We start from the raw sequence: 23,294 nt of genomic DNA, 5'->3' as shown, positions 1-23,294 counted from the left end.
CCCTCGGAGGGGCCGCGCTCTTCGCACCACTTCGGAAGGAACCCCAGCCATGGCCATGGACGTCATCTCCGTCATCCGCACCAAGCGCGACCGCGGTGAACTCAGTGACGGACAGATCGACTGGGTCATCGACGCGTACACGCGCGGCGAGGTCGCCGACGAGCAGATGTCCGCGCTCGCCATGGCGATCCTGATCAACGGTATGAACCGGCGTGAGATCGCCCGCTGGACCGCCGCGATGATCGCGTCCGGCGAGCGGATGGACTTCTCCGCGCTGTCCCGTCCGACCGCCGACAAGCACTCCACGGGCGGCGTCGGCGACAAGATCACACTGCCGCTGGCGCCCCTGGTGGCGGCCTGCGGCGCGGCCGTTCCGCAGCTTTCGGGCCGCGGCCTCGGCCACACCGGCGGCACCCTCGACAAGCTGGAGTCGATTCCGGGCTGGCGCGCGCTGCTGTCCAACGAGGAGATGCTCTCCGTACTCGACACCACCGGCGCCGTGATCTGCGCGGCGGGCGACGGCCTGGCCCCCGCCGACAAGAAGCTCTACGCCCTGCGGGACGTCACCGGCACGGTCGAGGCGATCCCGCTCATCGCCTCCTCGATCATGTCCAAGAAGATCGCCGAGGGTACGGGTTCGCTGGTCCTGGACGTGAAGGTCGGCACCGGCGCCTTTATGAAGACCATCGAGGACGCGCGCGAACTGGCCTCCACCATGGTCGGCCTCGGCACCGACCACGGCGTGAACACGGTCGCGCTCCTGACGGACATGGCGACCCCGCTCGGCCTGACGGCCGGGAACGCCCTGGAGGTCAGGGAGTCGGTCGAGGTCCTCGCGGGAGGCGGCCCCTCCGACGTCGTCGAACTGACCCTGGCCCTGGCCCGCGAGATGCTCGACGCGGCCGGCGTCAAGGACGCCGACCCGGCGAAGGCCCTCGCCGACGGCTCCGCCATGGACGTCTGGCGCCGCATGATCGCCGCGCAGGGCGGCGACCCGGACGCGGAGCTGCCGGTGGCCCGCGAGCAGCACGTGGTCAGGGCTCCGGCATCGGGTGTGCTGACCCGCCTGGACGCCTACGACATCGGGGTCGCCGCCTGGCGCCTGGGCGCGGGACGCGCGCGCAAGGAGGACCCGGTGCAGGCGGGCGCCGGTGTGGAGCTGCACGCCAAGCCGGGCGACGAGGTACGGGAGGGCCAGCCGTTGCTGACCCTGCACACGGACACTCCCGAGCGCTTCGAGTACGCGCTGGAGGCCGTCGGGGGCTCGTACGACATCGCGGCTCCGGGGACGGCCTTCACGACATCGCCGGTGGTGCTGGAACGTATCGCCTGACCTGAGGTTTTCCCTTTCGGGTGAACGGGATCGGCGGACGGGCGCCGGTCCCGTTCGGCGTGTTGGATGTCCGGTGTGAGTGTCGGCTCCCTTTGAAGTGGAGCTCGGGACCAGTGAGTTCCCCCTCACCCCAGCAGCGCCGCCACCACCACGAGTACCGGCACCGACAGGATCGTCGACAGCAGGATCGACTCCCGTGCCAGGACCTCTCCCACGCGATAGCTGCTCGCGTAGGTGAAGAGGTTCTGGGCGGCCGGGAGGGCCGACGTCACCACCACGTCGAGCAGGGCCTCGCCGCGCAGACCGAAGACGCCGGCCGCCAGGACCCAGGCGATCAGCGGCATGGCGAACGACTTGAGGGCCACCGACAGCAGCACCGGGGCCCGTTCGGCGCCGCGCAGCGGCAGGGTGCTGCCGCGCAACGAGATGCCGAACGCCAGCAGCACCGCCGGCACCGACATGTTCCCGATCAGGGTCAGGGGGTCCCAGATCGGGCCGGGCACATGCAGCCCGGTCGCCGAGACCGCGACACCCGCCAGCGAGCCGACGGCTATCGGATTGCGCAGCGGGGTGAGCGCCACCTGCCACGCCGGACGCCGGTCGCCCTCGCCGGACAGGTCCAGGATCGTCAGCGCGACCGGTGTCACGCCGATCAGCTGGAACAGCATCACCGGCGCCACCAGCGACGCGTCGCCCAGCACGTACACCGCGATCGGAATACCGAGATTGCCGGCGTTGACATAGCTGGAGCACAGCGCCCCGACCGTGGTGCGGCCCACACCCCAGCGCCGTACGGCACCCACGGCGACGAAGAGGCCCGCCGCGGCCAGCGTGCTCAGCGCCGTCACCAGCAGCCGGCTGGAGAAGACCACCGAGAGGTCGGCGCCCGCGAGGGTGGTGAAGAGCAGCGCCGGGGACGCCACGTGGAAGGCCAGTTTGGTGAGCACCTCACGGCCCTGCTCACCCAGATGACCGCGTACGCCGATCAGATAGCCGACCGCGATGACCACCGCGATCACCGCGAAGCCGCTCAGCACCCCCTGCACTGCGCCCCCCTCGTGACGGCACGGGCGAACGGGCGTGGGTGTCTCGCGGGCACGGGTGATCCATGGGGCATACAGCCAACCCTCCGGGGCAGGCGTTGCCCAGGTCAATGTGATCCTCGCGGCGCGAGCGGTGGGACCGTCCGCCGCCGCCCGCGATGAGTTACGGCCGCCGGACCGGTCTACCGCACGTGGACGCCATGACCCCTGCCGAAATCGTGCTCGCAGGCCCCGTCACCCGGGACGAGGTGACAGGGCTCTGCGACGATGTGCGGGCGCTCCTGGAGGCGACAGGGGCGCCGGTGGTGGTCTGCGACGTCGCGGGCCTCGGGCCACCGGGGCTGGGGGCGGTGGATCTGCTGGCCCGCCTGGAACTCGCCGCACGCCGGTCCGGCGGACGGATCCGGCTCCGCGATCCCGACCCCGCGCTACACGCCCTTCTCGACCTGGTCGGCCTCCGCTTCGAGATGGAGGGGCAGGTCGAACAGCGGGAACCAGCGCTTGGTGTCGAGGAAGCAGTGGAACCCCGTGATCCGCCCCTCTGAGATCTCCAGCACCTGCACCGCCCAGGGCGAGAAACCGCCGGTGTCCGGGTCCGGCTTGTACTGAGCGAAGCCCGGCAGGCCGTTGACCTGGACCGGCACGAGCCGCGAGCCCGCGCACGGGGCGCCGAGCGTCGTCATGAAGCCGGTGATGTCCGACGGGCCGGTCAGCCACAGGTCGAACGGCGGCATCGTCATGATGGCGTCCTCGTGGAGCAGCGCCGTGAGCGCCGTCATGTCATAGCCCTCGAAGGCGGCGACATAGCGCTCCAGGAGCTTCTGCTGCTCCTCGTCCAGCGGGTCGGACACCGCGGCGGTCGCGCCCTTCTCGTCCCGCTCGGCGAGGGTGGCGCGGGCTCGCTGAAGCGCGCTGTTGACCGACGCGACCGAGGTGCCGAGTAGCTCGGCGACCTCGCTCGCCTTCCACGCCAGCACCTCACGCAGGATCAGCACCGCGCGCTGCTTGGGCGGCAACTGCTGGAGCGCCGCCATGAACGCCAGCCGCACGGACTCCTTGGCGACGGCCGCCTCCGCCGGGTCGGTGGGCGTCGGCAGCACACGGGCGTCCGGCATCGGCTCCAGCCAGGTGTCGTCGGAGCGCGGGGACAGGGTCGCCCGGGCGAGGGGGCTGGACTCGGAGAGGTCCATGGGCCTGGCCCGCTTGTTGCCCGCGTTGAGCATGTCCAGGCAGACGTTGGTCGCGATGCGGTAGAGCCAGGAGCGGACGCTGGAGCGGCCCTCGAACTTGTCGAAGCTGCGCCAGGCGCGGACGAGGGTGTCCTGGACCGCGTCCTCCGCCTCGAAGGAGGAGCCGAGCATGCGGTAGCAGTAGCCGGTCAGCTCGACCCGGTGTTTCTCAAGTGTTGTGTCGAGATCTGTCGTCGTCGCTGTGCCGTTGGTCATCGTCCACCCACCCCTGTGGCCGTTCCTGTGTTGCACGCCTCATTGCGTCCAGCACTTTGGAAGCTACCGCAGCCCACTGACAATGGCCCCCGGAGTTGCCGAACGTGCAGGTCAGGGGCGTCGGGGTGCGTTGCGGCTACGCGGGGAGGGCTTGTGCTTTCAAGGGCGCGGGGAACTGCGCGACCAGCCCCCACCGGGCCGCACCCGAAGTGGCTAAACCGTCGCCAGACGGGCGGCCCGCGTGCCGGCCAGGGTGATCGCGACCACGCCCAGGACCGCCAGGAGCCCGACGGACACCGTCCCCGCCCAGCCCCCCGCGTGGAACGCCACCGCACCCACCGTGCTCCCCGCACTGGAGCCGACGTAGTACGCGGACTGATAGAGCGCCGAAGCCTGGGCGCGCCCACGCGTCGCCGTCTTGCTGACCGCCGACGAGGCCACCGCGTGCCCCGCGAAGAACCCCGCCGTGATCAGCACCAGCCCCAGCAGCACCAGCGGCAGCGAGTCCGCCAGCGACAGCAGCAGACCCGCCGTCGTCGTGCCACCGGCCAGGTACAACGCGCCCCGGCGCCCGAGCCGCCCGACCAGCCGTCCCGCCGTCGACGCCGACACCGTACCGACGAGATAGACCAGGAAGATCGAGCCCACCACCCCCTGCGGGAGCGAGAAGGGCGCCTCGACCAGGCGGTACCCGATCACCGTGTACACACCGCCGAAGACGGTCATGAACAGCGCGCCGATCGCGTACAGCCGGCACAGCAGCGGATTGGAGAGATGCGCACGGACCGTACGGCCCAGCACCCGCGGCCGCAGCGACCCCGGCGAGAAGTGCGCCGGCGCCGGCAGCAGCATCCGGAAGGCGACCGCGCAGCCGACCGCGACCAGACCGAGCACCCCGAGGGCGACCCGCCAGCCCCACTCCTGGGCGACCCAGCCGGTGAGGACCCGGCCGCTCATACCGCCGACACTGTTGCCCGCGACGAACAGACCGATCGCCGTGACCAGCGCCTTCGGCCGCACCTCCTCCGCCAGATACGCCGTCGCCGACGCAGGCACCCCGGCCAGGGCCGCGCCCTGTACCGCCCGCAGGGCGATCAGCGCGGTCAGCGAGGGCGCGAACGGCACCACCACCGCCACGGCCACCGCGACCGCGAGCGACGCGGTCATGACCGTACGCCTGCCGAACCGTTCGGACAGCGCGCTCATCGGGATGACGAACAGCGCCAGGCCGGCCGTGGAGGCCGCCACCGTCCAGCTCGCGTCGCTCGCGCTCACCCCGAAGTCGGCCGAGATCAGCGGCAGCAGGGCCTGCGTGGAGTAGAGCAGTGCGAAGGTCGCGACTCCGGCCAGGAAGAGGGCGAAGCTCATCCGGCGGTAGCCGGGTCCGCCGGGGAAGATACGGGAGTCGGGAGCGGAACCGGAGGGTGCGGCGCCCACGGACGTGGACGCCACGGTACTGGCGGGAGTCATGCGAACGAGCTTGGTACGCCCGCGCTCATCCGTCCAATGCATGGAATAGCCATAATCGTTCCCATGCAGCATCAGCAGAGGTCACAGAAGCGCCTGTCACCGAGCAGTGACACAGAAGACATCGTCGCGCTGCTCGCTCCGCGCCTCGCCCACTTCGCCGGCGTCGCCCGCACCGAGCACGTCACACGGGCCGCGCAGGAGATGAACGTCCCGCAGTCCACCCTGTCCCGCGCGCTGGTCCGCCTCGAACAGGACCTGGGCGTCGACCTGTTCGCCCGTCGCGGCCGTACCGTCGCCCTCACCCCCGCGGGCCGCACCTTCCTCGCCTCCGTCGAACGCGCCCTCGCGGAGATCGAGCGGGCCGCCGACGAGGTCCGCGCCGACGCCGACCCGGCCACCGGCAAGGTCGCGTTCGGCTTCCTGCACACCATGGGCGCCGAGACCGTGCCCGGCCTGCTGCACGCCTTCCGCGCCGACCACCCCCGGGTGCGCTTCAGTCTCGTCCAGAACCACGGCGAGGCCATGCTCGAAGGCCTGCGCGCCGGCGAACTGGACCTCTGCCTCACGTCCCCCGTCCCGGACGCCCCCGACCTGGTGGCCCGCCGCGTCGACGAACAGAAACTGCGGCTGGTCGTACCCGCCGACCACCGGCTCGCCGGCCGCCGCCGGGTCCGTCTGGCCGAGGCCGCCGACGACACCTTCGTCACCCTCGAACCCGGCTACGGCCTGCGCCGCATCACCGACGCCCTCTGCCAGCAGGCCGGCTTCAAACCCCGGGTCGCCTTCGAGGGCGAGGAGGCGGAAACCCTGAGGGGTTTGGTGGCGGCGGGCCTGGGAGTAGCCCTCCTCCCACCCCCGACGGTCCCCCGCCCGGGAGTCGTCGAACTGACGGTCACCGCGCCGAGAGCGGCCAGGGAAATCGGAGTGGCCTGGCTGGCGGACCGCCCGGACACACCCCCCGTGGCGGCCTTCAAGCACTTCCTGCTCTCCAGGCGGGGCAACCTACTCCCGACGTGACCGGCAACACCCCCCGGGGACCGCTGTCCAATGGCGCGGTCCCGCGTCGACGAGCCCTCCGCCACGCCCCCCAGTGGCAGGGGTCCGTGTCGACGAGAGCCTCCGCCACGCGCCCAGTGGCGCGGGTCCGTGTCGACGAGCGGCTCCGTCACGCCGCAGGGGCGCGGGGAACTGCGCGAGAAACCACAACGGACCCGCACTCCGAATCAGACAGTCACCCCAGCGGCGCTACCGAAAAGAACTCCCGAACCCCGCAGCCAACGGCATCCGCAACCCCAACGGCGGCGGAGCAGCCAACGCATCGCGAACCGGCCGCGAAAACGCCCGCCCATACACCACCCCCATCACAAAGTCCGCAGCAAGCGCATGCACTTCATCCCGGTACTGATGCAACCCGTGCCGATCCGCATGCACTTCGAACCGGCACACATCCCGGTTCGCCTTCTTCGCCCGCGCCGCCAGCCGGAACGACAGTTCCGGATCGGTCCGCTGGTCGTTCGTGCCGTGCACGATCAGCACCCGCCGCCCCACAAGCTGCTTCACCGGTTCGGGCGACGCGGCGACATCGGACTCCGGCAGCCAAGGGGCGATCGCGAGCACGGAGTTGACGGCCTCGTGCCCCGCCGCGTGCAGGGCGGCCCGGCCGCCCATGTCGACGCCGACGAGACAGACCGGCACGTCGCCGTAGCGCCGTACGACCTCGTCGGTGGCCCAGGAGGCGTCCCGGGCGAGATGGGCCTCGCTGCCGTTCCAGCCGCGGTAGCGGTAGTGCACGACGTGCGCGGTCAGGCCCTCCTCCCGCCCCGCGCGCACAAGTCGGCGCCCCAGGGCGCGGACCGACGCCGTCGCCAACATGGGGGAGGGCCTGCGGCTTGAGACCTCGTCACCGCCGGGGAGCAGCAGCACCACCCCGCTGACGGCCGTCGGCTCCGGGCCGAGTGCCCGCCCCAGACGGGCGCTGCGAACCGGTGTCGCTTGCTGTGCCATGACAGAACAGTGTCAGAAGCGGCGGTGTACGCCACCGGTCGGTGGGGTCACCTTTACGTATCGACGGAACCGCTCACCAGGCGATCTACGCGCGTAGGAGATAGTGTGCGAAAATGACGAGCCAGACTGACCGAATGGGGACCGTCCCGAGCCCTGAGCAGATCCGCCGGGCGCCGAAGGTCCTGCTGCACGACCATCTCGACGGCGGGCTGCGCCCCGGCACCATCGTCGAACTCGCCCGCGCCACCGGGTACTCGCGCCTCCCGGAGACCGACCCCGACAAACTGGGCATGTGGTTCCGCGAGGCCGCCGACTCCGGCTCGCTGGAGCGGTATCTGGAGACCTTCTCCCACACCGTCGGCGTGATGCAGACCCGCGAGGCACTGGTCCGGGTCGCCGCCGAGTGCGCCGAGGACCTCGCCGAGGACGGTGTCGTCTACGCCGAGGTGCGCTACGCCCCCGAGCAGCACCTGGACGGCGGGCTCACCCTGGAGGAGGTCGTCGAGGCGGTCAACGAGGGCTTCCGGGAAGGCGAGCGGATCGCCCGCGCCAACGGCCACCGCATCCGCGTCGGCGCCCTGCTCACCGCGATGCGGCACGCGGCCCGCGCCCTGGAGATCGCCGAACTCGCCAACCGCTACCGCGATCTGGGCGTCGTCGGCTTCGACATCGCCGGCGCCGAGGCCGGCTACCCGCCCACCCGCCACCTCGACGCCTTCGAGTACCTCAAGCGGGAGAACAACCACTTCACCATCCACGCCGGCGAGGCCTTCGGACTGCCGTCCATCTGGCAGGCCCTGCAATGGTGCGGCGCCGACCGGCTCGGACACGGCGTCCGGATCATCGACGACATCGAGGTCAAGGACGACGGCACCGTCACCCTCGGCCGGCTCGCCGCCTACGTCCGCGACAAGCGGATCCCGCTGGAGCTGTGCCCCAGCTCCAACCTCCAGACCGGCGCCGCCGACTCCTACGCCGAGCACCCCATCGGACTGCTGCGGCGACTGCACTTCCGGGCCACCGTGAACACCGACAACCGGCTGATGTCCGGCACCGGTATGAGCCGGGAATTCGAGCATCTCGTCGAGGCATTCGGTTACACGCTCGACGACATGCAGTGGTTCTCCGTCAATGCTATGAAGTCAGCATTCATTCCTTTCGATGAACGACTCGCGATGATCAATGACGTGATCAAGCCCGGCTATGCCGAGCTGAAATCCGAATGGCTGTTCCGCCAGACCGCTTCCACCAGCGGTTCAGCGGGCGAAGAGGGCTGATTGCGGGACTCGGGACGCGGACGGGTGTTCACCACTCGTCCGCATTTCGATGTTTGCGGCAGGCGGCTTGGCATGTTTACGTTCGTGGACCGCTCCCCGATCCCCATGCCACCCCCCACCTGTCCCCGTCATCCCATTTCGAGTTCAGTCAAGGACGCATTCACGATGAAGCAGTCTGCTGCCAAGACCCTCGGTGTCGCCGCTCTCGGCGCCGCCTTCGCCGCCGCCGGCGCGGGTGCCGCGAACGCCGCCCCCGAGGCCGCTCCCGACGCCGGCCAGGCCCTGGACACCGTCACCAGGACCCTGCCCGCCGAGAACCTCTCGCAGGCGATGCCGGGTGCCGGTGAGGCGCTCGCCCAGGGGCAGAACGCGCTCGGCGCGGGCCTCGCCTCCGCGCAGCCGGTCGCCCAGAAGGTGCTCTCGCAGGGCCCGACCGAGCCGGTCGCCGGTCTGCTCGGCGGACTGCCGGTGCAGGGACTGCCCACGCACGGCGCCCCGGTGAACGGGCTGCCGCTGGGCTGACGGGCCCCCAAGTCCGTACACGTGCCTTCGGGGCGCACCCCGCATCACGCGGGGTGCGCCCCGAAGGCGTTGTCGAGCACGGCACTTACCAGGCTGTCCGCGCCGCCTTGCCCTCGGAGGGGAAGAGGATCCACAGCGCTATGTAGAGCAGGAACTGCGGTCCCGGCAGCAGACAGGACAGCACGAAGATCACGCGCATCGTGGTCGCGGAGGTACCGAAGCGCCGCGCCAGCGCGGCACACACGCCGCCGATCATGCGGCCGTTGGCGGGGCGGGCGAGGCGGGACATGGTGTCTCCTTCGTGAGCGTCGGATCGGCCTCCCGTCCGGGTGGCCTCATCTGTACTCAACGTTACGAAGACGAACCGGTCCAAGCGTCGCTCTATGGGGCGATACCGACCCTGGGAATCGTCGGGGTACGACCCTGAGTCGCCTCGTCCTGGAGGAGGGGGTGACCCTCAGGGTCCGGCCGGCGCAGCGGGTGGTCCGTGCGACGGCGCAGGTGGGCGCGGATCGCGGGGACGAACGCCAGATGGGCGAGGGCGACACCGACGGTGTTCAGCAGCAGCGAGTCGACGTCCGTGACCTGGCCGGGTACGCCGGTCTGGAGCAGCTCTATGCCGAGGGAGATCAGGGTGCCGGCGGCGACGGTGCGTAGCAGTGACACCAGGGGTGACACGTGGATGCGGCCCGACACCGTGGGGAGCAGTACGCCCAGCGGGGCCAGCAGGGCGAGGCCCTCGCCGATCCGCTTCGCCGCGTCGGGCCAGCCGAGGGCCAGGTCGGCGCGGATGCCGGCCATGGGGCGGAGGTTGGCGGGGCTCACCCACGGGACGTCGAGCGGGCGGAGGGTCAGCCAGGCGACGAACACGAGGTGTGCGACGAGGAGTACACCTCCTGTCGCCCGGATGCGGGCGGCGCTGCCGCTGGAGCCTTGACGCTGCACGTCTGGCTAGACGCGGGGGTTGGGCGGATCGGTTCCGAGGGGGTGGGGGGTGGGGGTGAGGTCTGTGCCACACCCCTGGCCGGGGGGTGCGGGGGGCTACGGCGGCAACCCATGGGGGTTCGGGGGAGCGTTGCCGGGTGCGGGTGGTTCGTGGCTTGTCGCGCAGTTCCCCGCGCCCCTAAAAGCCTTGCAGCGGGCCAGAGTCCTGCGGAGCCCCCAAGCCTTGCAGGGGGTCAGTTGTTCGTGACCTCTGTCGACGGGGGTGCCGTTGTTCCCGGGCGGGTGCGGACCTCGTCCGTGCATTCGTAGCGGTGCAGGGGGGTGGTGTCCGGGCCGCCGAGGATGACCGAGCCGTCGCCCTCCGCCGCCTCCGAGTCGGAGAACGTGCAGACGACCTGGGCCAGGGCGTACGTGGTGAGTTCCCCGGGCCGGACACTGAGGCGCAGGGTGTCCTCGGGGTCGTCGGTGCGCGGGCCGGTCACCCGGAGGCCGTAGCGGACGTCCGTGGTGTAGCCGGCCTCCTGCTCGGGGGTCGACGGGGACTGGGCGAGTTCGTCCAGCAGGCCCTGTGCCACCTGGACGCGCCGAGCGGACTCGGCGGCGTTCTCCGGGACCTCGACCAGGCGGTCGACGGCCACCAGGGAGGAGCGGCAGAGCAGGAACACCTGGGCCGGGAAGCCCAGCGCCGTGCGCGGGACGACCTCCGGTTCGGCGAGGGAGCAGTGCGCGCGGGAGGGGGCGGCGCCGAATTCGGTCGGCACCTCCGTCGCCCGGATCCCGCAGCCGGTGAGCAGTACGGCGAGTACCGGCAGGGCGAGCAGGGAACGTCGTACGGTCATGAGGCGTTCCCCTTGTCCGAGGGCTCGGCCTCGTCCGTCTCCTCCGGCGGCCTGCTGTCCCGGGGGAGCCGCAGGGTGAACACCGCGCCGCCTTCCGGGGAGTTGGCGGCGGTGATCTCGCCGCCGTGGATGTGCGCGTTCTCCAGGGCGATGGACAGGCCGAGGCCGCTGCCCTCGGAGCGCGGCCGGGAGGCGCTCGCCTTGTAGAAACGGTCGAAGACGTGCGGCAGGACGTCCTCGGGGATACCGGGGCCGTGGTCGCGGACCTCGATCACCACGTGCTCGTCGGCCTCGCGCACCGACACCCGCACCGGCGAGCCGCCGTGCTTGAGGGCGTTGCCGATCAGGTTGGCGAGGATCACGTCGAGCCGGCGCGGGTCGAGCTGGGCGAGGATGCCGCGCTCGGTGTCCAGCTCCACGGCGTCCAGCCAGGCCCGTGCGTCGATACAGGCGGTGATCAGGTCGGCCACGTCGAGCTCGTCGAGGACGAGCCGGGCGGTGCCCGCGTCGAAGCGGGTGACCTCCATCAGGTTCTCGACGAGGTCGTTGAGCCGCCGGGTCTCGCTCACCACCAGCCGGACCGCGGGCTCGATCATCGGGTCGATGCCGCCGCTCTCGGAGTCCAGCTCCTCCTCCAGCACCTCGGTCACCGCGGTGATCGCGGTCAGCGGCGTCCGCAGCTCGTGGCTCATGTCGGCGACGAACCGCCGGGACGCCTCGTCCCGCGCCGCCATGTCGTCGACCCGTTTCTCCAGCGCCTCGGCCGCGTTGTTGAACGTCCGGGACAGATCGGCCAGTTCGTCGGTGCCGGACACCCTGAGCCGGGTGTCGAGCTTCCCCTCGCCGAGCCGCCGCGCGGCGACCCCGAGCCGCTGCACGGGCTTGAGTACGGTCGTGGCGGCGGCCTGCGCGAGCAGCGCGGAGCCGATCAGCGCCAGACCGGTGGCGATCCCCAGCGACCAGGCCAGCGAGTTGAGGTCCTTCGCCTCCGGCTCCAGCGACTTGAGCATGTACCCGGTCGCCCCGCCGCCGATCACCCGGGTGCCGGCGACCAGATAGGGCGTGCCGTCGTCGACGACCCGCTGCCAGTACAGGTGGTACGGCGACTTGTTGCCGTCGGACGTCGACTGCTCCTTGTTCACCGCCGTACGCAGCGACTTCGGGACGTCGGCCAGTGTGAAGCCGTTCAGGCCGCCGGAACTGCCGGACACCGTCTCGCCGTCGGCGTTCTCCGCGACCAGCAGCACGGTGAAGCGCTGGCTGCTGGTGGCCATCAGGCTCGCGGTGTGCTGGAGCTCGTTCTGGTCGGGCTGCTCGGGCAGCGAACCCGCGCGGTTCTGCATCTCCTGCTGGAAGTCGCGCAGCACCGCGTCCTGGGTACGGGTGAGCACCGCCTCGCGGTTGAGCCAGTACGCGATCGCGGACGCCGACACCGCGGCGGTCAGCGCGACCAGACCGAACACCACCACCAGGCGCAGCCGCAGACTGGTGAAGCGCAGCCCGGACAGCACCGCCCTGCGTGCCGCGGCCCAGCCGCGGCCTGACTCGTGCCGATCGGTCACTGAGGCGGATCCAGCCGGTAACCGACACCCCGCACGGTACGGATCAGTGACGGGGACGAGGGCACGTCCTCGACCTTGGCGCGCAGCCGCTGGACACAGGCGTCCACCAGACGGGAGTCACCGAGGTAGTCGTGCTCCCACACCAGGCGCAGCAGCTGCTGGCGCGACAGCGCCTGGCCGGGCCGCCGGCTCAGTTCCAGGAGCAGCCGCAGCTCGGTCGGCGTGAGCTGGAGATCCTCGCCGTTCTTGGTGACGGTCATGGCGGCCCGGTCGATGACCAGGCTGCCGAAGCTCGCCGCGTCGTTCGCCTCCCGCTCGCCGCGGCGCAGCACCGCGCGGATCCGGGCGTCGAGCACCCGGCCCTGCACGGGCTTGACCACATAGTCGTCGGCGCCGGACTCCAGCCCGACCACCACGTCGATGTCGTCGCTGCGCGCGGTGAGCAGGATGATCGGCAGCTGGTCGGTGCGCCGGATCCTCCGGCACACCTCGAAACCGTCGATGCCGGGCAGCATCACATCCAGCACGATCAGGTCCGGCCGCTGCTCACGCAGCAGTTTCAGACCGTCCTCACCGCTGGCAGCGGTCGCCACGCGGTGTCCCTGGCGCGTCAGTGAGAGCTCCAGGGCCGTACGGATGGCGTCGTCGTCCTCGATCAGCAACAGGGAAGGCACGGGGGTCATTCTGACTCATGGAGGGCTCGGTGTTCGACCTGTGGGTGCGGATCAGCTCCACAGCGGCCTCCGAACGCTGTGAGTGATCTTGCCAGTTGCCCCGACAGGCCCCTGTGACAGGTCTGTGACAGTCGGCGGACACGGCCATGAAAGACCCCGGGCAAGCTTTTCGACACAAGCACGGAAGCAACACACCGCAAGACAGAACACCGGGAAGTCCACGACGGGGGGCGCGAGATGAACACGCTGCACGGCACCAGCTCCAGCGCAGTGATCACGCGGCTGCACGACGTGAACGGGGGCCGGGGTTCCGAGAAGTCCGGTGCCGTGAGCGGGCGGGGGTGCGCTCGCGGCACCGGGCGTCAGCACACCGCGTACATGACGGTGGTTGACGGTCTCACGGGGGAGACGCACGGGGGAGCCGCGTACGGGGAGGAACCGGGGGAGCGACGTTCCCTGTCGGAGGTGGAGTTCACCGCCTACGTCCAGGAGCGCCGCGCCTCCCTGTACGCAACCGCCTACCACCTGACCGGTGACCGCTTCGAGGCCGAGGACCTGCTCCAGAGCGCGCTGTTCTCGACGTACAGGGCCTGGGACCGGATCAGCGACAAGGCGGCGGTCGGCGGATATCTCCGCCGGACCATGACCAACCTGCACATCAGCGCCTGGCGGCGCCGCAAGCTCAATGAGTACCCGACCGAGGAACTGCCGGAGACGCCCGGCGACACGGACGCGATGCGCGGCACCGAACTGCGCGCGGTCCTGTGGCAGGCGCTGGCCCGGCTGCCCGAACTCCAGCGCACCATGCTGGTCCTCCGTTACTACGAGGGCCGCACGGATCCGGAGATCGCGGAGATCCTCGACATCAGCGTGGGCACGGTGAAGTCCAGCATCTGGCGGTCGCTCCGCCGGCTGCGCGAGGACGAGGTCCTCAGCTTCGGCCGTGACCAGGAGGACGCCTTCGGCGAACTGGTCGCCTGAAGGTTGGGGGGAGCACCAAAAGGTGCACCAAAAAAAGACCCCGGGGGGTGTATCACGGGGGTGGTACGGGGGTCTTACCAACAGGGTCCGGGGGAGCACCGGTAACACGCAGGGCCCTGGGGGAAGCACGGGGGAAAGTACGGGGGAGCAAGGGGAAACGGGGGAAGCACCACCACGGGGGAGCACCAAGGGAAGCGGGACTGGAGGGCCGGGGGGTCCGTCCAGTCCCGCTTTTCCGTGCGCAGGGCAGCAGCTCGGTGACTACGCCGTCGTTGTACGGGACCCGGCGCGCCGCCCCGCCACCGCGTCCTTCAGGCGGGACATCGCCTCGTCTCGGTCGCAGGCGTGTGCGCCCAGCGCCCGCTGTCTCGCCACGATCGAGCGCTCGGCGCGCATCAGGCGCCAGCCGCGGCGCAGCAGGAACGCCGTCGACTTGCGGCCCTCCTTGAGATCGCGCACGAACCGCCGGCGGAACGTCTTCACCGGACCGCGGCTCAGACACAGCGCGTCCGCCAGCAGACCCAGTTCGCGGCAGCGGCCGACGATCTCCGCGGCGAAGATGCCCTCCGCCACGAACAGCGGGGTGCGGCCGATGTCCACACCCTCCCTGCCGGTACGGGCGCTGAGCCCGATGTCGTAGACCGGGACGTGCGTACGGCCGGTGGCGCACAGTTCGGTGATCGCGGTGACCGCCGCGTCCGCGTCCCAGGACTCGGGGTGGTCCCAGTCGATGTCGGTGCTTCCCAGGACCAGCGGCAGCGTCGGGTCGTCGCCCTCCTTGTAGAAGTCGTCGAGGCGCAGGACCGGGAGCCCGGAGCTGTGGGCGACGAGGGACTTGCCGGAGCCGGAAGGGCCGCAGAGCAGCACGACTCGCGCGGGTACGGGCGGATGGGAGGTCACGGGAGACCAGTCTGGGGCATCAAGGAGCCCCCGAACGAGCCCGCGGGTCGCCTTTGATGCGCGCGTCACACCTCAACTACCCTTCGTGTCGAAACGATTACCCAGTGGAGTAGAAGGTGGCAGTGATGGTTCGACCCCAGACCTCCCAGCAGCCGCACGCCCAGCGCGCGCTCGCGGTGCTCGCCACCGCGGGCGTGGCCCTCGGCGCCGGGGCCGTGACGGCCGCCGCCGCCGACGCCGAGCCGGTCGTCGACGTGATGCGCAGCCGGCCGACCTCGCTCGGCACGATTGATCCGCAGTCGGGGGTGCAGGCGCTTACCGGGTCCGTGCGGTATGTCACCGGGCCGGTGTCCGGGCTCAAGCCCAATCCCCTCGCGGGGACCGGTGTTGATCCGCTCGACAACGGGGTTGGTACTCAGCTGGCTGACTTCCAGCCGGTTGCTTCTCAGATGGTTACCGGGCCGGTGGCGCAGGCCTCCTCGCTGGGGAGCGTGCCGGTTGTGGGGCAGGCGTTGGGGGCGGTGGGGTGACGGAGGTGGGGAGCTGCGGGCCGACTGTGGCTGGTCGCGCAGTTCCCCGCGCCCCTTTCGCGGCCTTCGGCCTGCTCTGTCGTGGGTCCGCCGGTCGCGGCCTTCGGCCTGCTCAGTAGGAGGAGGCCGACGCGCCCAGTGCGCCTGTGGGGTGCCAGACTGTTTTGGTTTCCAGGAAGGCCGTCAGGCGGTCGGTGCCCGGGGTCGCCGTGTAATCCACAGGCTGTGGACGCAGGACTCGCTTGAGGTTGTCGGCCGCCGCGATTTCGAGTTCCTTCGCGAGGGACTCGTCCGCGCCGGCGAGGTCGATCGCGTTGACGTCCTGGTGGGCGGCCAGCGGGGGTGCGATCTCCGCCGTACGGCCGGACAGGACGTTGACGACTCCGCCGGGGACGTCGGAGGTGGCGAGGACCTCGGCCAGGGAGAGCGCCGGGAGCGGGGACTTCTCCGAGGCGATCACGATCGCCGTGTTGCCCGTGGCGATCACCGGGGCCAGGACGGAGACCAGGCCGAGGAACGAGGAGTCCTGCGGGGCCACGACCACGACCACACCCGTCGGTTCGGGTGAGGAGAGGTTGAAGTACGGGCCCGCCACCGGGTTGCCGCCGCCGACCACCTGGGCGATCTTGTCGGTCCAGCCCGCGTACCAGACCCAGCGGTCGACCGCCGCGTCCACCACGGCCGCCGCCTTGGACTTCGACAGTCCCTCGGCGTCGGCGACCTCGCGGACGAACTGGTCGCGCCGGCCCTCCAGCATCTCGGCGACGCGGTAGAGGACCTGGCCCCGGTTGTACGCGGTGGCGCCCGACCAGCCGCCGAACGCCTTGCGCGCGGCGACGACCGCGTCCCGGGCGTCCTTGCGGGAGGACTGCGGCGCGTTGGCGAGCCACCTGCCCTTCGAGTCGGTCACTTCGTACACCCGGCCGCTCTCGGAACGCGGGAACTTTCCGCCCACGTACAGCTTGTAGGTCTTGAAGACGCTCAGACGCTGCTGCTCGCTCTTGTCGGACTTGTCAGACATCGAGGTACGCCTCCAGGCCGTGGCGACCGCCCTCGCGGCCGAAGCCCGACTCCTTGTAACCGCCGAACGGCGACGTCGGGTCGAACTTGTTGAACGTGTTGGACCAGATCACACCCGCGCGCAGCTTGTTCGCGACGGCGAGGATCCGGGAGCCCTTCTCCGTCCAGATGCCCGCGGACAGTCCGTACGGAGTGTTGTTGGCCTTGGTGACGGCCTCGTCCGGGGTGCGGAAGGTGAGGACCGACAGGACCGGGCCGAAGATCTCGTCGCGGGCGACCGTGTGCGCCTGGGTGACCTTGGTGAACAGCGTCGGCGCGAACCAGTAGCCGCTCTCCGGCAGTTCGCAGGGCGCGGACCAGCGCTCGGCGCCCTCCGCCTCACCGGCCTCGACGAGGGTGGTGATACGGGAGAGCTGCTCGGCGGAGTTGATCGCGCCGATGTCGGTGTTCTTGTCCAGCGGGTCGCCCAGCCGCAGGGTCGACAGGCGCCGCTTGAGCGAGTCGAGCAGCTCCTCCTCGATCGACTCCTGCACCAGCAGCCGGCTGCCCGCGCAGCAGACCTGGCCCTGGTTGAAGAAGATGCCGTTGACGATGCCCTCGACGGCCTGGTCGATCGGGGCGTCGTCGAAGACGATGTTGGCGCCCTTGCCGCCCAGTTCGAGCGTCAGCTTCTTCGTCGAGCCCGCGACCGTACGCGCGATCTGCTTGCCGACGGCCGTGGAGCCGGTGAAGGCGACCTTGTTGACGTCCGGGTGCGCGACCAGCGCGGCGCCCGCGTCGCCGTAGCCGGGGAGAATGTTGACGACGCCCTTGGGCAGGCCCGCCTGGCGGCAGACGTCCGCGAAGAACAGGGCGGACAGCGGGGTCGTCTCGGCGGGCTTGAGCACCACCGTGTTGCCGGTCGCGAGCGCCGGGGCGATCTTCCAGGCCAGCATCAGAAGGGGGAAGTTCCAGGGGATGACCTGGCCCGCGACGCCGAGGGGACGCGGGTTCGCTCCGAAGCCGGCGTGGTCGAGCTTGTCGGCCCAGCCCGCGTAGTAGAAGAAGTGCGCCGCCACGAGGGGCAGGTCGGCGTCCCTCGTCTCCCTGATCGGCTTGCCGTTGTCCAGCGTCTCCAGGACGGCCAGTTCACGGCTGCGCTCCTGGATGATCCGGGCGATCCGGAACAGGAACTTGGCGCGCTCCGCGCCGGGCAGCGCCGACCACGGCTCGAACGCCTTGCGGGCCGCGCGCACGGCACGGTCGACGTCGGCCTCGCCGGCCTGCGCGACCTCGGAGAGCACCTCCTCGGTCGACGGCGAGACCGTCTTGAAGACCTTGCCGTCGGCGGCCTCGACGAACTCACCGTCGATGAACAGGCCGTAGGACGGGGCGATGTCGACGACCGCGCGGGACTCGGGCGCGGGTGCGTACTCGAATACGGATGACAGCTTTTCCGGGGTCATGGGGATCAGTCCACCGTCACGTAGTCGGGGCCGGAGTAGCGGCCGGTGGCCAGCTTCTGGCGCTGCATCAGCAGGTCGTTCAGGAGGGAGGAGGCGCCGAAGCGGAACCAGTGGTTGTCCAGCCAGTCCTCGCCCGCCGTCTCGTTGACCAGCACCAGGAACTTGATCGCGTCCTTGCTGGTCCGGATGCCGCCGGCCGGCTTCACGCCCACCTGGATCCCGGTCTGGGCACGGAAGTCGCGTACGGCCTCCAGCATGAGGAGGGTGTTCGCCGGAGTGGCGTTGACCGCGACCTTGCCGGTCGAGGTCTTGATGAAGTCGGCCCCGGCCAGCATGCCGAGCCAGCTCGCGCGGCGGATGTTGTCGTACGTCGACAGCTCGCCCGTCTCGAAGATGACCTTCAGCCGGGACGCGCCACTGGCCTCCTTCACGGCGACGATCTCCTCGTACACCTTCATGAAGCGGCCCGCCAGGAAGGCGCCGCGGTCGATGACCATGTCGATCTCGTCGGCGCCGGCGGCCACCGCGTCGCGCACGTCCGCGAGCTTCACGGGGAGCGCGGCGCGGCCCGCCGGGAAGGCGGTGGCGACGGAGGCGACCTTGACGCCGGAGCCGGCGACGGCCTCCTTGGCGACGGCCACCATGTCGGGGTAGACGCAGACCGCGGCCGTGGCCGGCGTCGAACGGTCGGTCGGATCCGGGCGGACGGCCTTCGTGCCGAGCGCCCGGACCTTGCCCGGGGTGTCCGCGCCTTCCAGCGTTGTCAGGTCGACCATCGAGATGGCGAGGTCGATGGCGTACGCCTTGGCGGTCGTCTTGATCGAACGGGTCCCGAGAGAGGCGGCACGCGCCTCCAGACCGACCGCGTCGACGCCGGGCAGCCCGTGAAGGAACCGCCGCAGCGTGCTGTCGGAGGCCGCCACGTCCGTGAGGGTGTGTGCAGAGGTGGGCATGGTCACCAGACGAGCATATCTACGCGCGTAGCGGCTGTACAGCCCTCGGAACGGGACGCGGGGGGCCGCGCACAGGAGGCCCCACGGCGACCGGCACCCGCACACCGCCGTGAGGCAGAATCGCCCTATGACCGCAACGAACGACCGCATCTACCGCTCCCCCATGGCCCTCGCCGGCGGCGTCCTGCTGCTCGCTCTGGCCGGCTGGCTCGGCATCGACGCGATCGTCGCCGGAGAGGGCCGTACCCCCTTTACGGCCGTCGCCGTGCTGCTGCTCTTTGTGCCACTGGTCGTGGCGTACACGCTGCGTCCGGCGGTGTTCGCGGGCGACGACCGGCTGCGGATCCGCAACCCGTTCCGGGTGGTGGTGCTGCCGTGGGGTGAGGTCGCCTCGCTGCGGTCCGGTTACACGAACGAGGTCGTCGCGAACTCCGGCGACAAGTTCCAGCTGTGGGCGGTGCCCGTGTCGCTGCGGGGGCGGAAGAAGGCCGCGCGCCGGGAGGACAAGCGCAGCGCGCAGCGGGAGGCGGCGGCGAGCGGGCGGAGGGTGCGGGGCGGGCTCTTCGGGAACGGGATGGGCGGGCTGGGGAACGTGGGGCCCGCGAGTGCGGTGGACGACGGGCCGTCGCGGGCCGAGGGGGATCGGATCATGGACGAGATGCGGCAGATTCTGGAGGCGCGGGGGAAGGCGTCGACGGCGCAGGGTGAGGTCACCGCGCGGTGGGCCTACGAGATCGCCGGCCCGGCGCTGGCAGGCGCCCTACTCCTGATCATCCTCCTGGCCACAGCCTGACCCACCGGCCCGCCCCGGCCCGACGACGCACGCCCCCTCCAGGCGGGGGCCGCACCGTCACGACAGCCGTCACCCCCTCAGGGGCGCGGGGAACTGCGCGAACGGCCACGACGGCGCCGCACAAGCACGACACGCTCACCCCCTCAAGGGGCGCGGGGAACTGCGCGACAAGCCACGACGGTGCCGCACCGGCATGACAGCCCTCACCCCCACCTCGTGCCGGTTTTCCGTACGGCATCCCGCCATGCCGGTGAGGGGGGCGCGGGACACCTGCGAGCGAGTGTCTCCTAGGGGGGAGGAGCGCACTCGCACTCCTCCCCAGAGTGGGTCCAGGAGCCCCGGCAAAGGCAGCCGAGGAGCATGCGGCACCCCGCGCCGAGCGCCCCTCGGCGCGGGTCAGATACCGGCCGCCGCCGACAGGTCCCGCTTGATCCCGGCGAGCCGCGCCGCGGCCCGCGCCCGCGCGTCCGCCAGCCCGGCGTGCGAGCCGACCGGCTCCACGACCTCCAGGTAGCACTTCAGCTTCGGCTCGGTGCCGCTCGGCCGGACGATCACCCGGGCCCCGTCGAGCGTGTACCGCAGCCCGTCTGTCGGCGGCAGCGACTCCGTGCCCTTGGTGAGGTCCTCGGCCTCGGTGACGGCCAGCCCGCCCAGCTCCGTCGGCGGGTGCTCCCGCAGCCGCCGCATCGCGTCGGCGATCACGGAGAGGTCCTCCACCCGCACCGACAGCTGGTCCGTGGCGTGCAGCCCGTGCTCCACCGCGAGGTCGTCGAGCAGGTCGAGCAGGGTGCGCCCCCGCTCCTTCAGCTCCGACGCCAGCTCGGTCACCAGCAGCGCGGCCGTGATGCCGTCCTTGTCGCGCACGCCGTCGGGGTCGACGCAGTAGCCGAGCGCCTCCTCGTAGCCGTAGCGCAGGTCCTCGACGCGGGCGATCCACTTGAAACCGGTGAGGGTCTCCTCGTAGGCCAGACCGGCCTTCTCGGCGATCCGGCCGAGGAGGGAGGAGGAGACGATCGACTCGGCGAACGTGCCCCGGGCGCCGCGCTGTACGAGGTGCGCGGCGAGCAGGGCGCCGACCTCGTCGCCGCGCAGCATCCGCCAGTCGCCGCCGTCCCTGACGGCCACCGCGCAGCGGTCGGCGTCCGGGTCGTTGGCGACGATCAGGTCCGGGTCGCTCTCGCGGGCCTTCGCGAAGGCGAGGTCCATCGCGCCGGGCTCCTCCGGGTTGGGGAAGGCGACGGTCGGGAACGCCGGGTCGGGCTCGGCCTGTTCGGCGACCAGGACCGGCTCGGGGAAGCCGGCCCGCGCGAACGCGGCGAGGAGGGTGTCCTTGCCGACGCCGTGCATGGCCGTGTAGACGGTCCGCGCGGTGCGCGGGGAACCGGGCGCCAGAACGGCGTCCGTACGCGCCAGATAGGCGTCCAGGACGGCCCCGTCGAGCGTCTCCCAGCCGTCCGCCGGGCGCGGTACGTCGGCGAGGGCACCGACCGCGGCGATCTCGGCGGCGATCTCCGCGTCCGCCGGCGGCACGATCTGCGAGCCGTCGCCGAGATAGACCTTGTAGCCGTTGTCCCGGGGCGGGTTGTGGCTCGCGGTGACCTCGACACCCGCGACCGCGCCCAGGTGCCGTATGGCGAAGGCGAGTACGGGGGTGGGCAGCGGGTGCGGGAGTACGGCTGCCCGCAGGCCCGCGCCCGTCATCACGGCGGCGGTGTCCCGCGCGAAGTCCGCGGACTTGTACCGGGCGTCGTAGCCGACCACGACCAGGCCGCCGGCCCGCCCCTGGCGCTTGAGGTACGCGGCGAGTCCGGCGGCGGCCCGGACGACCACCGCGCGGTTCATCCGCATCGGGCCCGCGCCCAGTTCGCCGCGCAGGCCCGCCGTGCCGAACTGAAGCATGCCGGCGAAACGGTCGCCGAGTTCGGCGAGGTCCTCCGCGTCGATGAGCGCGGCGAGTTCCGCGCGGGTCTCGGGGTCGGGGTCCTCGGCCAGCCACGTCCGGGCCCGTGCGAGGAGATCGTCGCTCACGTTCGGTCAGCCTCTCTTGTCGGAGCCGTCTGTCTGGTCAGAGCCTGCCGAGCACCTGGGTCAGCAGGGCGCCCATCCGGGCGGCCGAGTCGCGGCCGGCCTGGAGGACCTCCTCGTGGTTCAGCGGCTCGCCCGTCATGCCGGCGGCGAGGTTCGTCACCAGGGAGATGCCGAGCACCTCGGCGCCCGCCTCGCGCGCGGCGATGGCTTCGAGCACGGTCGACATGCCCACCAGGTCCGCGCCGATCACCCGGGCCATCCGGATCTCGGCAGGCGTCTCGTAGTGCGGGCCGGGGAACTGCGCGTACACACCCTCTTCGAGGGACGGGTCGATCTCCTTGCACAGGGCGCGCAGCCGCGGCGAGTACAGATCGGTTAGGTCTACGAAGTTGGCGCCGACGATGGGGGAGGCGGCGGTGAGGTTGATGTGGTCGCTGATGAGGACCGGCTGGCCGGGGCGCATGCCCTCGCGCAGACCGCCGCAGCCGTTGGTCAGCACGACGGTCTTGCAGCCGGCGGCGACCGCGGTACGCACGCCGTGCGCGACGGAGGCCACACCGCGGCCCTCGTAGTAGTGGGTGCGGCCGAGGAAGACCAGCGCCCGCTTGTCGCCCGAGCGGTACGAGCGGATCTTGCCGCCGTGGCCCGCGACCGCCGGCGGCGGGAACCCGGGCAACTCGGTGACCTGGAACTCGGCGTCGGGAGCGCCGAGCGCGTCCACGGCCGGGGCCCAGCCGGAGCCCATCACGAGGGCGACGTCGTGGGACTCGGCGCCGGTGAGTTCGCGCAGGCGCGAGGCGGCGGCGTCGGCGGCGGCGTAGGGGTCGCCCTGGAGGTCGTCCGGAAGAAGAGATGCGTTCACGCGCACGAGGGTAGCCGGTCATTGCCTACGCGCGTAGATGACGGAGCGTACGGGATGGCGATCGTTGTCTTGTCGTTTCCCATGAACCGGCTGTGCGGACGTGAACCGGCTGTGCGGACGCCGGTCACTCGTCCGGGACGAGGACGTCCTTCTCCCGGTGGTGCGTCGGTTCGGCAAGTCCAGGACCCGGCCCGGTTCAGCAGGGGCGCTTCCTGAGCTCCATCACGTAGTCGTGCGGGGCCCCCGCCGACTCGGCCGCGTCGGCGAGTTCGCCGAGGTAGCGGGCCGACGGCAGACCGCCCTCGTAGGCGTTGAGGACGTACGCCCAGGCGTTCTCCTCGCCCTCCAGGGTGTGCACCCGTACGCGCGTGCGGCGGTAGATGTCGAGGCCCACGCCCTCCCAGCGGTCCAGCGCGTCCTCGTCCATCGGCGCGATGTCGTACAGCGCCACGAAGACCGTGGCCAGCGGGTCCTCGACCAGGGTCGCGAGCGCGCCCTCCCAGCCCAGGTGCTCGCCCCCGAAGGTCAGCCGCCACCCGTTAAGCCAGCCGGTGGCGCGCAGCGGGGAGTGGGGGGCACGGCGGGACATCAGCCGCGCTTCGAGGTTTCCGGCGTACGCGGCGTAGAGCGACATGGGTCGAGCGTACGGCAGCCGGAACGGCCGTCTC

Annotated in this window: 24 protein-coding genes; 8 read left to right on the top strand and 16 right to left on the bottom strand. The window is 71.2% G+C overall.

Annotation, left to right across the window (positions count from 1 at the left end):
* Nucleotides 1–55 precede the first annotated feature (55 nt).
* Nucleotides 56–1,333, top strand: coding sequence for a thymidine phosphorylase (locus ACIQAC_RS12520; RefSeq protein ID WP_402190690.1), 1,278 nt, complete (start codon nucleotides 56–58; stop codon nucleotides 1,331–1,333).
* A gap of 125 nt (nucleotides 1,334–1,458) precedes the next feature.
* Here ACIQAC_RS12520 and ACIQAC_RS12515 read toward each other — a convergent pair whose 3' ends face one another.
* Nucleotides 1,459–2,379, bottom strand: a complete 921-nt coding sequence (locus ACIQAC_RS12515) for an AEC family transporter (protein ID WP_402189719.1) — start codon at nucleotides 2,377–2,379, stop codon at nucleotides 1,459–1,461.
* Between the two features lie 155 nt (nucleotides 2,380–2,534).
* Here ACIQAC_RS12515 and ACIQAC_RS12510 point away from each other — a divergent pair, with 155 nt between their 5' ends.
* Nucleotides 2,535–2,921, top strand: coding sequence for an STAS domain-containing protein (locus ACIQAC_RS12510; RefSeq protein ID WP_402189717.1), 387 nt, complete (start codon nucleotides 2,535–2,537; stop codon nucleotides 2,919–2,921).
* Here ACIQAC_RS12510 and ACIQAC_RS12505 read toward each other — a convergent pair.
* Both ACIQAC_RS12505 and ACIQAC_RS12500 read right to left on the bottom strand, forming a co-directional pair.
* The gene (locus tag ACIQAC_RS12505) at nucleotides 2,805–3,821 is read right to left on the bottom strand and encodes a sigma-70 family RNA polymerase sigma factor (protein WP_402189716.1); all 1,017 of its coding nucleotides are present in this window, start codon (nucleotides 3,819–3,821) and stop codon (nucleotides 2,805–2,807) included. The genes ACIQAC_RS12510 and ACIQAC_RS12505 overlap by 117 nt on opposite strands.
* 213 nt (nucleotides 3,822–4,034) lie before the next feature.
* Nucleotides 4,035–5,291, bottom strand: coding sequence for an MFS transporter (locus tag ACIQAC_RS12500; RefSeq protein WP_402189714.1), 1,257 nt, complete (start codon nucleotides 5,289–5,291; stop codon nucleotides 4,035–4,037).
* Nucleotides 5,292–5,354: 63 nt separating this feature from the next.
* On the opposite strand from ACIQAC_RS12500, the gene ACIQAC_RS12495 reads away from it, so the two are divergent.
* Nucleotides 5,355–6,308: a LysR substrate-binding domain-containing protein gene (locus ACIQAC_RS12495; RefSeq protein ID WP_402189711.1), complete on the top strand. Its 954-nt coding sequence runs from the start codon at nucleotides 5,355–5,357 to the stop codon at nucleotides 6,306–6,308.
* A 228-nt stretch (nucleotides 6,309–6,536) separates the two neighbouring features.
* On the opposite strand, the gene ACIQAC_RS12490 is transcribed toward ACIQAC_RS12495, so the two are convergent.
* Nucleotides 6,537–7,295: an alpha/beta hydrolase gene (locus tag ACIQAC_RS12490; protein ID WP_402189708.1), complete on the bottom strand. Its 759-nt coding sequence runs from the start codon at nucleotides 7,293–7,295 to the stop codon at nucleotides 6,537–6,539.
* Between the two features lie 113 nt (nucleotides 7,296–7,408).
* On the opposite strand from ACIQAC_RS12490, the gene ACIQAC_RS12485 reads away from it, so the two are divergent.
* Together ACIQAC_RS12485 and ACIQAC_RS12480 are read left to right on the top strand one after the other, a co-directional pair.
* On the top strand, nucleotides 7,409–8,572 hold the full coding sequence (locus ACIQAC_RS12485) for an adenosine deaminase (RefSeq protein ID WP_402189705.1): 1,164 nt from the start codon (nucleotides 7,409–7,411) through the stop codon (nucleotides 8,570–8,572).
* 165 nt (nucleotides 8,573–8,737) lie between these two features.
* Complete coding sequence (locus ACIQAC_RS12480) at nucleotides 8,738–9,094, top strand: ATP-binding protein (RefSeq protein ID WP_402189703.1); 357 nt, start codon at nucleotides 8,738–8,740, stop codon at nucleotides 9,092–9,094.
* A gap of 85 nt (nucleotides 9,095–9,179) precedes the next feature.
* Here ACIQAC_RS12480 and ACIQAC_RS12475 read toward each other — a convergent pair whose 3' ends face one another.
* The 5 genes from ACIQAC_RS12475 to afsQ1 form a co-directional block, all read right to left on the bottom strand.
* Complete coding sequence (locus tag ACIQAC_RS12475) at nucleotides 9,180–9,383, bottom strand: PspC domain-containing protein (protein WP_402189700.1); 204 nt, start codon at nucleotides 9,381–9,383, stop codon at nucleotides 9,180–9,182.
* Nucleotides 9,384–9,475: 92 nt separating this feature from the next.
* Nucleotides 9,476–10,039, bottom strand: a complete 564-nt coding sequence (locus tag ACIQAC_RS12470) for a VanZ family protein (RefSeq protein WP_402189699.1) — start codon at nucleotides 10,037–10,039, stop codon at nucleotides 9,476–9,478.
* Nucleotides 10,040–10,272: 233 nt separating this feature from the next.
* Nucleotides 10,273–10,878: a hypothetical protein gene (locus ACIQAC_RS12465; RefSeq protein WP_402189697.1), complete on the bottom strand. Its 606-nt coding sequence runs from the start codon at nucleotides 10,876–10,878 to the stop codon at nucleotides 10,273–10,275.
* Nucleotides 10,875–12,440: an ATP-binding protein gene (locus tag ACIQAC_RS12460; protein ID WP_402189696.1), complete on the bottom strand. Its 1,566-nt coding sequence runs from the start codon at nucleotides 12,438–12,440 to the stop codon at nucleotides 10,875–10,877. The genes ACIQAC_RS12465 and ACIQAC_RS12460 overlap by 4 nt, the downstream gene beginning before the upstream one ends.
* Nucleotides 12,437–13,114 (bottom strand): two-component system response regulator AfsQ1, encoded by a 678-nt coding sequence (gene afsQ1 / locus ACIQAC_RS12455; protein WP_402189694.1) that lies wholly within the window; start codon nucleotides 13,112–13,114, stop codon nucleotides 12,437–12,439. The genes ACIQAC_RS12460 and afsQ1 overlap by 4 nt, the downstream gene beginning before the upstream one ends.
* Nucleotides 13,115–13,351: 237 nt before the next feature.
* Between afsQ1 and ACIQAC_RS12450 the strand changes: the two genes are divergently transcribed.
* Entirely contained in the window at nucleotides 13,352–14,095 is a 744-nt protein-coding gene (locus ACIQAC_RS12450) for a SigE family RNA polymerase sigma factor (RefSeq protein ID WP_402189692.1), read from the top strand.
* A 261-nt stretch (nucleotides 14,096–14,356) separates the two neighbouring features.
* Here the strand turns inward: ACIQAC_RS12450 and ACIQAC_RS12445 are convergent, their stop codons facing one another.
* Nucleotides 14,357–15,064 carry a uridine kinase gene (locus tag ACIQAC_RS12445; protein ID WP_402189690.1) on the bottom strand — a complete coding sequence of 236 codons (708 nt, stop codon included), beginning with the start codon at nucleotides 15,062–15,064 and terminating at the stop codon, nucleotides 14,357–14,359.
* Nucleotides 15,065–15,120: 56 nt separating this feature from the next.
* Here ACIQAC_RS12445 and ACIQAC_RS12440 point away from each other — a divergent pair, with 56 nt between their 5' ends.
* The gene (locus tag ACIQAC_RS12440) at nucleotides 15,121–15,525 is read left to right on the top strand and encodes a hypothetical protein (protein WP_402189689.1); all 405 of its coding nucleotides are present in this window, start codon (nucleotides 15,121–15,123) and stop codon (nucleotides 15,523–15,525) included.
* Nucleotides 15,526–15,637: 112 nt separating this feature from the next.
* Here the strand turns inward: ACIQAC_RS12440 and ACIQAC_RS12435 are convergent, their stop codons facing one another.
* Genes ACIQAC_RS12435 through deoC form a run of 3 tightly spaced genes read right to left on the bottom strand, consistent with a single transcriptional unit; the run spans nucleotide 15,638 to nucleotide 18,943 of the window.
* A complete protein-coding gene (locus ACIQAC_RS12435; protein ID WP_402189686.1) occupies nucleotides 15,638–16,546 on the bottom strand; it encodes an aldehyde dehydrogenase family protein in 909 nt (302 codons plus the stop codon).
* Nucleotides 16,539–17,975 carry an aldehyde dehydrogenase family protein gene (locus ACIQAC_RS12430; RefSeq protein WP_402190687.1) on the bottom strand — a complete coding sequence of 479 codons (1,437 nt, stop codon included), beginning with the start codon at nucleotides 17,973–17,975 and terminating at the stop codon, nucleotides 16,539–16,541. The genes ACIQAC_RS12435 and ACIQAC_RS12430 overlap by 8 nt, the downstream gene beginning before the upstream one ends.
* A 20-nt stretch (nucleotides 17,976–17,995) precedes the next feature.
* The gene (gene deoC / locus ACIQAC_RS12425) at nucleotides 17,996–18,943 is read right to left on the bottom strand and encodes a deoxyribose-phosphate aldolase (RefSeq protein ID WP_402190684.1); all 948 of its coding nucleotides are present in this window, start codon (nucleotides 18,941–18,943) and stop codon (nucleotides 17,996–17,998) included.
* 127 nt (nucleotides 18,944–19,070) lie between these two features.
* On the opposite strand from deoC, the gene ACIQAC_RS12420 reads away from it, so the two are divergent.
* Nucleotides 19,071–19,736 carry a PH domain-containing protein gene (locus ACIQAC_RS12420; RefSeq protein ID WP_402189685.1) on the top strand — a complete coding sequence of 222 codons (666 nt, stop codon included), beginning with the start codon at nucleotides 19,071–19,073 and terminating at the stop codon, nucleotides 19,734–19,736.
* A 396-nt stretch (nucleotides 19,737–20,132) separates the two neighbouring features.
* Here the strand turns inward: ACIQAC_RS12420 and ACIQAC_RS12415 are convergent, their stop codons facing one another.
* The 3 genes from ACIQAC_RS12415 to ACIQAC_RS12405 form a co-directional block, all read right to left on the bottom strand.
* Nucleotides 20,133–21,764: a phospho-sugar mutase gene (locus ACIQAC_RS12415; RefSeq protein ID WP_402189684.1), complete on the bottom strand. Its 1,632-nt coding sequence runs from the start codon at nucleotides 21,762–21,764 to the stop codon at nucleotides 20,133–20,135.
* A gap of 37 nt (nucleotides 21,765–21,801) precedes the next feature.
* Complete coding sequence (locus ACIQAC_RS12410) at nucleotides 21,802–22,626, bottom strand: purine-nucleoside phosphorylase (RefSeq protein WP_402189681.1); 825 nt, start codon at nucleotides 22,624–22,626, stop codon at nucleotides 21,802–21,804.
* A gap of 196 nt (nucleotides 22,627–22,822) precedes the next feature.
* Nucleotides 22,823–23,260 (bottom strand): gamma-glutamylcyclotransferase, encoded by a 438-nt coding sequence (locus tag ACIQAC_RS12405; protein ID WP_402189680.1) that lies wholly within the window; start codon nucleotides 23,258–23,260, stop codon nucleotides 22,823–22,825.
* Nucleotides 23,261–23,294 lie beyond the last annotated feature (34 nt).

It is taken from the genome of Streptomyces sp. NPDC088387, assembly GCF_044753385.1.
Lineage (GTDB): Bacteria > Actinomycetota > Actinomycetes > Streptomycetales > Streptomycetaceae > Streptomyces.
Note: the sequence above shows the minus strand (reverse complement) of the source record. Positions and strands in the feature narration are given on the sequence as shown.